At 46.6% G+C, this 9830-nt stretch carries 10 protein-coding genes; 8 read left to right on the plus strand and 2 right to left on the minus strand.

Going from position 1 to position 9830, the window contains the following annotated elements:
- The first annotated feature begins 40 nt into the window (after positions 1-40).
- From ACJB0T_RS20460 to ACJB0T_RS20485, 6 genes are all read left to right on the plus strand, one after another.
- Positions 41-250: a DUF3283 family protein gene (locus tag ACJB0T_RS20460; RefSeq protein ID WP_338167070.1), complete on the plus strand. Its 210-nt coding sequence runs from the start codon at positions 41-43 to the stop codon at positions 248-250.
- An 85-nt stretch (positions 251-335) separates the two neighbouring features.
- On the plus strand, positions 336-1052 hold the full coding sequence (locus ACJB0T_RS20465) for a YebC/PmpR family DNA-binding transcriptional regulator (protein WP_042499977.1): 717 nt from the start codon (positions 336-338) through the stop codon (positions 1050-1052).
- Between the two features lie 270 nt (positions 1053-1322).
- A complete protein-coding gene (locus tag ACJB0T_RS20470; protein ID WP_479294464.1) occupies positions 1323-1841 on the plus strand; it encodes a LacI family DNA-binding transcriptional regulator in 519 nt (172 codons plus the stop codon).
- Between the two features lie 17 nt (positions 1842-1858).
- A complete protein-coding gene (locus tag ACJB0T_RS20475) occupies positions 1859-2146 on the plus strand; it encodes an EAL domain-containing protein (protein ID WP_479294466.1) in 288 nt (95 codons plus the stop codon).
- A gap of 162 nt (positions 2147-2308) precedes the next feature.
- On the plus strand, positions 2309-2800 hold the full coding sequence (locus ACJB0T_RS20480; protein WP_479294468.1) for a LysR substrate-binding domain-containing protein: 492 nt from the start codon (positions 2309-2311) through the stop codon (positions 2798-2800).
- Positions 2797-3672, plus strand: a complete 876-nt coding sequence (locus tag ACJB0T_RS20485; protein WP_479294470.1) for an NAD(P)-dependent oxidoreductase — start codon at positions 2797-2799, stop codon at positions 3670-3672. Before ACJB0T_RS20480 ends, ACJB0T_RS20485 begins: the two co-directional genes overlap by 4 nt.
- Before the next feature lie 45 nt (positions 3673-3717).
- Here ACJB0T_RS20485 and ACJB0T_RS20490 read toward each other — a convergent pair whose 3' ends face one another.
- Both ACJB0T_RS20490 and ACJB0T_RS20495 read right to left on the minus strand, forming a co-directional pair.
- Positions 3718-4104 (minus strand): thiol-disulfide oxidoreductase DCC family protein, encoded by a 387-nt coding sequence (locus ACJB0T_RS20490; protein WP_479294472.1) that lies wholly within the window; start codon positions 4102-4104, stop codon positions 3718-3720.
- 14 nt (positions 4105-4118) lie between these two features.
- Positions 4119-4898 (minus strand): DUF4344 domain-containing metallopeptidase, encoded by a 780-nt coding sequence (locus tag ACJB0T_RS20495; protein WP_479294595.1) that lies wholly within the window; start codon positions 4896-4898, stop codon positions 4119-4121.
- Between the two features lie 321 nt (positions 4899-5219).
- On the opposite strand from ACJB0T_RS20495, the gene gltS reads away from it, so the two are divergent.
- Both gltS and ACJB0T_RS20505 read left to right on the plus strand, forming a co-directional pair.
- Positions 5220-6446: a sodium/glutamate symporter gene (gene gltS / locus ACJB0T_RS20500; RefSeq protein WP_479294474.1), complete on the plus strand. Its 1227-nt coding sequence runs from the start codon at positions 5220-5222 to the stop codon at positions 6444-6446.
- A 266-nt stretch (positions 6447-6712) separates the two neighbouring features.
- Positions 6713-9830: cadherin-like domain-containing protein (locus ACJB0T_RS20505; protein ID WP_495292929.1), on the plus strand; the 3118-nt coding region annotated here is incomplete at its 3' end.

Genomic DNA, 9830 nt, shown 5'->3' on the forward strand with positions numbered 1-9830 from the left:
ATATTCTCTGCCTTGCCAACACTAACCGATATAGAGAACCATGTCGTATAACCTGTCTTTGCTTCCCCCTGCGGAAAAAAACAAAGTGGAACTTGATAAGCAAGCTTCTTATGTCGTTTGGCAAATGAAGGAAGCCAAAGCTGGCCCTGAAGCGATTCGCGAACAGCTAGAACGTATTCAGGATGACGCAGAAAAAGCATGGTTTGAGGCGTGTGTGGACAAATACAAAAAGATGATGGGAGTGATGTAACACTCTTCGTTGCCGCATAGAATTGAATTGTGACGACGATTTGTTAAAATCCTCCGCGTTAAATTGAATTAGAGAGAACATCCCAATGGGAAGAAGTTTTGAAGTGCGCAAAGCCTCTATGGCGAAGACACAAGGCGCAAAAATTAAAGTTTATTCCAAGTACGGTAAAGAGATTTACGTTGCTGCTAAAAACGGTGGTGCCGATCCTGAAATGAACCTGTCGCTTAAGCACCTGATTGCTAAAGCAAAGAAAGATCAAGTTCCAGCGCACGTTATCGATAAAGCGCTAGACAAGGCCAGCGGTGGTGGCGGTGAAGACTACCAACCAGCTCGTTATGAAGGTTTTGGTCCTGGTGGCGTGAGCGTGATCGTTGACTGTCTAACCGACAACGGCAACCGTACTTTCCAGGATGTTCGTCAATGTTTCGTTAAGACTGGTGCTAAGATTGGTAGCCCAGGTACTGTAGCGCATATGTTTGACCACCAAGCTGTTATCCAGTTTAAAGGCGACGATGAAGAGTCGGTACTGGAAGCACTCATGATGGCTGACGTTGATGTGACCGATATCGAGCTAGAAGATGGCGTAATCACGGTATTTGCCCCTCACACTGAATTCTTTAAAGCGAAAACAGCGCTGGCTGCTGAGTATCCAGAACTGGCGTTAGATGTAGAAGAAATCACTTTTGTGCCACAAACGCATACTGCAATCGCTGGCGAGGACGCGGAGAAATTCCAGAAGTTCCTAGATATGTTAGACGACTGTGATGATGTTCAGCAGGTTTATCATAACGCTGAGCAATAATTAGGGCACTTTCCCCTAAACAGTGATGAAAAAGGAGCGAACTTCGGTTGGCTCCTTTTTTGGATCTTGGGGAACGCTAATTTGGTCAAATTTCCCAATTCCTCCCCACAACCAAGCGCTTGATTTTTTTAAAGCTTTTATCAGCCATTACTGCTCGATAAGCACAAAGTGTTATTACCCGTCGTCACCGCAAAACAACCATCGGTGTTATTTTGCCGATGCGAAGTGGTTTCTACATGGGCGAAATCTCCAGCACGCTGAGGGCCTACGGTGCGGAACAGGCATCAATTTGATTTTCTTCGTGTCGGACAAAGCCGCGACTTTGATATTCCTTTTGCATTTGATCACATTGATGGGCTGATTGTTGTGCTACGAGCGGCCGCCAGAACTTTGGTTGAAAAAACGGTACAAAAAGGAATACCGGTCATCTCTATGGCAGCCAACTATGCCCCTTTGACGGTAGAATCCTTGTCGAGTGATCAAGCTAGTGGCGTGAACGCGCTGTATGACCATCTGACAGCGCTTGGACAAGTTGACATAGGGTTCTGTGGCGATCTCTCAGTTAACGACGTTAGAATACGTTTTAAAGGGTTTCAGAGACGTGCCGAGCATTTTGGTAATACGATTACGAAACGGCACATCCTCAATGTTAGCAACACCGCTTTGCAGGGGGGCAGAGAAACGTATGAGCGCTCACCCGCTGAACTGCACGAGACATTATATTCACAAGGACAATCTGGGTTTGCTTCCATTATGAACGCCAGCTGTTTGTTTGACACACCTGAGTGAGTTTGTTCAAACCATTCATGTCCCATGAAAAGCGGCTCCCCTTAGACGAAGTGGAGGTTGACCGTAGTTTTATTGCTGATTTCGAAATCGACTTAGCTCATAGCGCCCGTGTAGAGTCAGTGATCACCATGTCTCAAGCTTTTGGGTACGATGTTGCCGCAGAAGGGGTAGAAACTCAAGCGCAGTACTTGAAGCTCAAGCAGATGAATTGCGATATGTTCCAAGGCTATGGGTTCGCAAAGCCTCGACCAATCAGACACATGTCGCATTCTTTTTGCGCTGAGATCCAATCAACTTATCTCTAGTTATTGAAAGCATGATCAAGGTAAAGTCCTTGATCATGCTTTCAACTGTTTGATCGTTTTTGGCTGACAGCACCATGCGGCAAATGCTCGGATTCTTGGCAGTACAGTCTGATTCAGTAACAGTGCACATGGCCACGCTACCATAAAACTGATCGTGAGCTTTTGATCACGTTCGATACCACTGACATGCAAGATCTTATTGTCTGTCCACTCTTTATCGCCAAGAACGGCTTCTTTGCTAGTGCTTCTTACCTTGAGAAGCGAGCGCCAATTGTAACATTGGAAAAGCTGAAACAAGTCGATTGGCTCACGATTGATGATGCTAGGCGAATCCAAGTGGTCAACGATGGGGGAGTGGTTGGAGATATTGAGTTGAAACCAAGGTTGGTTGTCAATGATATCCAAGCTTTGGTCGATGCGGTCGAGCGCGGACTTGGAGTGGCATCATTGCCGCTCAAGCACGTGTTGGGAAACACCAATCTTATTCATGTTGTACCTGAATACTATCGTAGTGACCGTCAGGCCTTTTTGGTGTACAAAGGCAGACAATATCAACCTAAAGCCGTAAAAGCCCTGATAGATGCGATTCTTGCAACCGCTCGTTATATGGACACGGCCGTAAATCCGAATCAGAAAAACAAGGAGCCGAAATGAAAGTAAGTTTTATTGGACTGGGCGTTATGGGATACCCAATGGCAGGACACCTAGTGAAAGCAGGGTTTGAGGTGTGTGTATTTAATCGCACGACAGAAAAAGCGCAGCGCTGGGCGAATGAATACGCAGGGCAATATGCAGAGTCGGTAGCGGAATGTGTTAAAGATGCGGATGTTGTGGCTGTCTGTGTGGGTAACGATGATGATGTTCGTCAGATGACGACAGCAGAGCAGGGCGCGATTGCATCAATGAAATCGGGTTCGGTGCTCGTTGATCACACCACGACGTCGGCAACCTTGGCTGAAGAGTTGGGAGCTGCATGTGAAAGCGCTGGGATTCGTTTTATGGATGCTCCAGTTTCTGGTGGTCAAGCGGGCGCGGAAAATGGCGTATTAACCATTATGTGCGGCGGCGATACTCAAACTTTCGATGTCCTTCAACCACTCTTTGATGCCTATGGCAAGTCTTCGGTACTGATGGGAGATGTTGGTCAAGGTCAGCGTGCAAAAATGGTGAACCAAGTGTGTATTGCTGGCGTGCTTACGGGGCTTTCAGAAGGTTTACTACTGGCTCAAAAAAGCGGCTTAGACATTCCTTCGCTGGTGGATTGCTTGAAAAATGGTGCTGCTGGTTCTTGGCAAATGGAAAATCGCGCCAACACCATGGCTCAAGATAAGTATGACTTCGGGTTTGCCATCGATTGGATGATTAAAGACCTTGGTTTTTGTTTGGATGAAGCGCAAAAACAGGGCGTTTCTTTGCCGCTCACCGAGCAGTCAATAGAGCGTTACAAGCAGTTGTCGGCGAATGGAGAAGGACGCTCGGATACCTCTGTGTTGTTTAAAGCAGTAAAGCGAGACGCAGAAAAATAAGCTTTACAGTGTAAATATGCGTTAGTGGTTTGGGAGTGGATGTATTTATTCTATCCGGCAACTGTCGCAGCGTTTTTTACCGGTTAAAAGGCCAGAAATCGTGTATCGATTTCTGGCGAATTTGAGATATATCCAATCACAGATGGGGCTAAAAACTGGCCAGCGCGTAAAGGCGTACCAGCGTCCACGCCCAACCGAGCGCCAAGCGTGATAGGTTACGTCCAGTCCTAGCAGAAGCCGCCCTTTGTCATCATAAGCATGAAGCCTTTCAGACGCCGATGCTTGGTCTATCTCTGGGTAATCAAGGAAAGCCTCTGAAAAAATATCCACCAACTGTATCGCGTCGTTGTTGTCGCACTTTTTTAAAGCGGCCATCTCTTTAACGCATAACGGGCAGTGTCCGTCGTAAAATAAGGTCAGTTTGGTCGACATGTTCACCTCAAGAATTAACTGGATTCCTCTGACTTAATGTTTAGTACCTGCTTCCAGTTATAATCGATCTCTTGAAAGGTCGCGATGCACTTGTCTTTCTGTTCGTCTCTGTACTCGTCTTCGATCTCATCGAGCAGATCCTTGTGTGAACCTGGGTCACTACCGTAGACCAAACACAAGGTAGCAAAATAACGCTGTAAATCGAAGCTGTGTTCATCCATGTATTCGTAAAAATCGTAATAGTCCGGTCTGTCATCTGATTCGAATGCAAACATATCAGCCGCACTGATGGTCGCATCTGCACCTTGGTCAATATAGTTGAGCATGATGACTGCTGCAAAATTGTCTACAGCATCTTCTTCTTTGCCAAGAATGGGTACCCCTTGGTCTGCTATGTAGGCGTGTCCAGCCTCGTGCAGCAGAGTATGAAGTAAGGTGTCGATAGCGCCATCTTTAGCCGGTTTGCCAAAACGTTTCTCGTAGTCATTTTTTGTGAAATATTCGAGAGACTCGGTATAAAAGCTGTAGGGCATGTGGACGGTATGAGTCGAAGGGTCGTAGAGTGGTCCGTCATCGCCTCCGTAGTGGATAGTCAGTGCAGTATTAAATGGAAAGTAGTGGTTTGAGAGATCCGCTACGAGTTCGTTCGCCCCGCTTTGTTCGATTGCTTGGCGTGCAGATTCTTCAGCGCTGGATTCTGGCGTCTGATAATCAACGTTCACTTTTGCGTTGGCTGAGGTTGCTAACAGGAGCGAGAGAGCGAATGCGATTGACGAATTCCTTATCACGGTCAGTTACCTTATTGTTTGTATTTATTAGTTAAATTAGTCGAATGGCGCTAATTGTGCTACTATCTCGCCTTAATCAGTGTAGTTACTCTTTTTATCTTGAACGCGAACTGTGTTCCTGAAACCTCAAAACATCCAGTTATCAATCACATAGACTGGGGTGTCACTCAGCCGAAGCTTCCTCGGCAACGAAAAGTAGTGGATAAAGAAAACAAGGCCGTTTGGTGATTTTGTTTTGATCGCCATCTATCCTATTTTTACTACACTAAAATATTGACTCGATACCTCATTAAGGAAGATGAGCGATACAGCAAAAAAAGAGGTTATATGAACAACACCATCTCTGTTGGCACGTTAGAATCTTTTTTGATCGCAATTAGCGTTCTTTTTCTTGGTCACATTATCAACAGTAAATTGCCCGTTCTCCGTAAATACAATATTCCGGAGCCCATCGTTGGTGGTTTGCTTGTCGCTATCATTATTACGATTTTGCACTTTAACGGTGTTAACTTGGAATTCTCTCTGCCGTTGCAGAAAACCTTTATGTTGATGTTCTTTGCGACTGTTGGACTGGCGGCCAACTACACCCAGTTGATGAAAGGGGGGGCGAAAGTCTTTTTGTTCCTTGCAGTAGCATCTATCTATATCATTATTCAAAACGGTGTAGGTGTTGGTCTAGCAACCATGCTCGGTCTAGAGCCGATAATGGGTCTCATCGCAGGCTCTATCACGCTTTCTGGCGGGCACGGCACAGGCGCAGCTTGGTCTACGACATTTACTGAGACGTATGGTATTGCCAATACTTTAGAAATCGCTATGGCATCGGCGACGTTTGGTCTCATCATTGGTGGTATAATAGGCAGCCCTGTCGCGCAACGTTTGATAGACAAAAACAATTTTGAGTCTGAATATGGGCGCGGTAATGATACTCACGAGCGCTTTCCTGAGCTGGTTACCTACAACGAAAATGAACGTGATCGCGTTACGGCCAAAAAGGTCGTTGAAGTCCTGTTTATCCTTCTCATTTGTGTAACGGGTGCCAAGTACCTTCATGAATGGGTAAATACTTTTGAGATCCAATGGTTGATGATCCCAGATTTTGTTTATGCGCTTTTCATCGGTGTGTTCATCACGAACATCTGTGAAGTCACGAAGAGCTATAAGGTGGATGCTGAAACCGTTGATATCCTCGGTACTGTCTCTCTTTCTTTGTTCTTGGCAATGGCGCTCATGAGCTTACAACTTTGGAATATCTTTGATTTGGCAATTCCATTCCTTGTTATTTTGGCTGTTCAGTCTGTCGTTTTGGCTTTGTTTGCGTACTACATTACCTTCCGCGTGATGGGCAAAAATTACGATGGTGCTGTGATTGCCGGTGGTCACTGTGGCTTCGGCCTTGGTGCTACTCCGACTGCAGTGATGAACATGGGATCTATCGTTAATCGCTTTGGTCCATCACCTCAAGCCTTTATGGTCGTCCCGATTGTTGGCGCGTTTTTTATCGATATTGTTAACTTGGTGATACTTCAAGGGTTCATAGCTGTGATTGGCTAACTCACTGCCGAACATAGAAAAGAGTTTAAAAAAGTCTCGCTTATGCGAGACTTTTTTCGTTTTTGAGACAAACGCTATTTAGTTTGGCTGAAAGTTTATTTTTTTTAGCTACTCTGATATCTAAATGTAAGAAGAAAGTAAAATTAATCTGGCGGCGCCGCACTTGAACAGCAAAAAGAAGACCGACAATGCGCAGACCAGTTACAGTTGGCTTGGAACCTAATACCGATTACCCGAGCGTAAGCGGGTGATTCAAGGAGCAGAACATGAGCACGATTTCGTTAGCATCTTTAGTACAAGTATCGGGGACTTTAATTGTCGATGCGCAAGGTAAACTCACAGTATTACCAGAGGGTACTGCTCCTCGTCCCGGTGATGTGGTTATCGATATCCTTCAGGACGCTGAGGTTGGGGGTGAACTCAGTATCGAGCTCATTCAGGCCGACGGGCAAGGTCAAGAGATCATTATCGAAGATGCTGATGCCGACGCAATAATCGCCGCAATCGAACAAGGTGATGACCCTACTGAAAATGAAGAGCAAGCGACAGCCGCTGGTGAAGAAAGTGGCTCAAGTCCTATCGCGATAGGCTCAATCGCGCGAGTAGGCGCTCAAACTATTGCGTCTACTAATTTCGATACGTCTGGTCTGGAGGCGCAAGGGTTATCCGCAACGCAATCCCTTACGTTACTCCAGTTGGCGTTTAATAGCTCTCCGATTGTCTTCGATGCGGTTAGAAATTTTGACGAAGACTCGCAAGACAACGCTTTGGGTTTGCTCGTACCCACAGATGCCAACAATGACACTTTAATCATCACTGTAACAGAGTTACCAGACTTGGGAGTGGTGACAGATTCTAATGGAAATCCACTCTCTGTGGGAGACCAATTAACTGTCGAGGAGTTCGCTTCTTTACAATATGACGCCCCTAGTGAAGTTCCACTTACATCAGAGGATCCCGCTGCATCTGAAAGTGCGGGCCTCTTCTCATACCAGGTTGATGACCAGCAAGGCCAGCCGAACTCTGTTCAATCGGGGGCTGTTCAAATTACATTAAATGAAATAAACGACGCCCCTGTCGCTGAAGATGGAGATGCATCAACTGATGAGGATACCTCGCTTTCCAGTCGAGTACCTGAGGCGTCAGACGTAGACGGTACGATCGCGTCTTATGCGCTTGAAGAGGATATTCCAGAAGGGAAAGGGAACCTTGTATTTAGCGAAGATGGCAGTTACACCTTTAATCCGGGTGAGGACTTCCAGGCTCTTACTGATGGTGAGTCAGAAAACATAACGTTCACTTACATTGCGATTGACGATGATGGTCAAGTTAGTGAGCCGAAGACTATCACTATAACGGTTATCGGTGTTAACGATCGTCCCGTTGCAAGTCCCTCAAATGAGATAACTGATGAAGACACGTCTATCAGTCGTAGCGTATCTGAAGCAACCGACATTGATGGTACTGTGGCCCTTTATGAACTTCAGGATGATATTCCAGAAGGTAAAGGTAGTTTGGTCTTTAGCGAAGATGGCTCTTACACATTTAATCCCGGCTCAGACTTCCAAGAGTTGAATCAAGGGGAGTCGGAAAATGTGACTTTCACATATATTGCTAGAGACGATGAAGGTTTAGCTAGTGACCCCCAAACTGTGACCATTGCAGTCACGGGAGTTAACGACCGACCAGTCGCCATCCCAGCGGATGAGATCACAGACGAGGACACATCCATTACTCGGAGCGTTCCTGACGCTAATGACGTCGATGGAACAGTGGTGTCCTATGCTCTGCAAGATGATGTACCAGAGGGTAAAGGTAATCTTGTATTTAACGGAAATGGTTCATATACGTTTAATCCTGGCGACAATTTTCAAGACCTTACTGAAGGTGAATCAGAAGACGTAACCTTCACATATTTTGCTATTGATGATTCGGGATTAACAAGTGAACCACAGACAATAACCATTACTGTCACAGGCATTAACGACCGCCCGGTTGCATTGCCAGCGGATGAAATGACTGACGAAGATACATCCATCACCCGAAGCGTGCCTGAGGCGAGCGATGTCGATGGTAGTATTGCATCATTCGATCTGCAAACCGATGTGCCAGATGACAAAGGGACGCTAACATTTAATCCCGATGGTTCGTATATCTTTGATCCAGGTGAGGATTTCCAGAGTCTCACTGAAGGAGAATCGGAAGACGTAACGTTCACGTACATTGCTATTGATAACGAAGGGCTCTCAAGTGAACCGCAAACAGTGACCATCACAGTATCAGGCGTCAACGACCGCCCGGTTGCAGTGCCTGCTAATGAAATGACGGATGAAGATACACCAATTACCCGCAGCGTTCCTGATGGTAGTGATGTTGACGGTGTGGTTGAGTCTTATGCATTAGAAGATGATATCCCTACCGGTAAAGGTAACTTAGTCTTTAACGGGGACGGGACATACACGTTTAACCCGGGGGATGATTTCCAAGAACTTTCGGAAGGTGAATCCGAAGAGGTTACCTTCACTTATATCGCGATTGATGAGGAAGGTCTAACGAGTGAGCCACAGACCGTGACCATCACGGTAACGGGCACTAATGACCGTCCAGTGGCACTACCTGCGGATGAAATGACTGACGAAGACACGTCGATCGCTCGTGATGTTCCTGCGGCTTCAGATGTCGATGGCACCATTGCGTCTTACAACCTGCAAACGGATGTGCCAGATGGTAAAGGTTCACTCAGCTTCAATGACGATGGCTCTTACACTTTCAATCCAGGTGAAGACTTCCAAGGCCTTACTGATGGCGAGTCTGAGGACGTGACCTTTACTTATATCGCAGTCGATAACGAAGGGCTCGCCAGTGAGCTACAGACCGTGACCATCACGGTAACGGGTACCAATGACCGCCCAGTGGCATTGCCTGCGGATGAAATGACCGACGAGGACACATCGATCACTCGCGATGTCCCTGCGGCTTCAGATGTCGACGGCACCGTTGTATCTTACAACCTGCAAACGGACGTGCCAGATGGTAAAGGCTCACTCAGCTTCAATGACGATGGCTCGTACACCTTTAATCCAGGTGAGGACTTCCAATCATTGACCGATGGCGAGTCTGAGGACGTAACCTTCACTTACATCGCGGTAGATAACGAAGGGCTCGCCAGTGAGCCACAGACCGTAACTATCACGGTAACGGGTACCAATGACCGTCCAGTGGCACTGCCTGCGGATGAAATGACCGACGAAGACACGTCGATCACTCGCGATGTTCCTGCAGCTTCAGATGTTGACGGCACCGTTGCATCTTACAACCTGCAAACGGATGTGCCAGATGGTAAAGGGTCGCTGACGTTTAACTCTGATGGCTCTTACACTTTCA

Source organism: Vibrio sp. CB1-5, from assembly GCF_059412285.1.

Bases quoted from the DNA above. Each gene is read 5' to 3' on its own strand.
- ACJB0T_RS20490 (WP_479294472.1), bottom strand. From the start codon at position 4,104: ATGTCGACCAAACTGACCTTATTTTACGACGGACACTGCCCGTTATGC.
- ACJB0T_RS20485 (WP_479294470.1), top strand. From the start codon at position 2,797: ATGAAAGTAAGTTTTATTGGACTGGGCGTTATGGGATACCCAATGGCA.
- ACJB0T_RS20460 (WP_338167070.1), top strand. From the start codon at position 41: ATGTCGTATAACCTGTCTTTGCTTCCCCCTGCGGAAAAAAACAAAGTG.
- ACJB0T_RS20465 (WP_042499977.1), top strand. From the start codon at position 336: ATGGGAAGAAGTTTTGAAGTGCGCAAAGCCTCTATGGCGAAGACACAA.
- ACJB0T_RS20475 (WP_479294466.1), top strand. From the start codon at position 1,859: ATGTCCCATGAAAAGCGGCTCCCCTTAGACGAAGTGGAGGTTGACCGT.
- gltS (WP_479294474.1), top strand. From the start codon at position 5,220: ATGAACAACACCATCTCTGTTGGCACGTTAGAATCTTTTTTGATCGCA.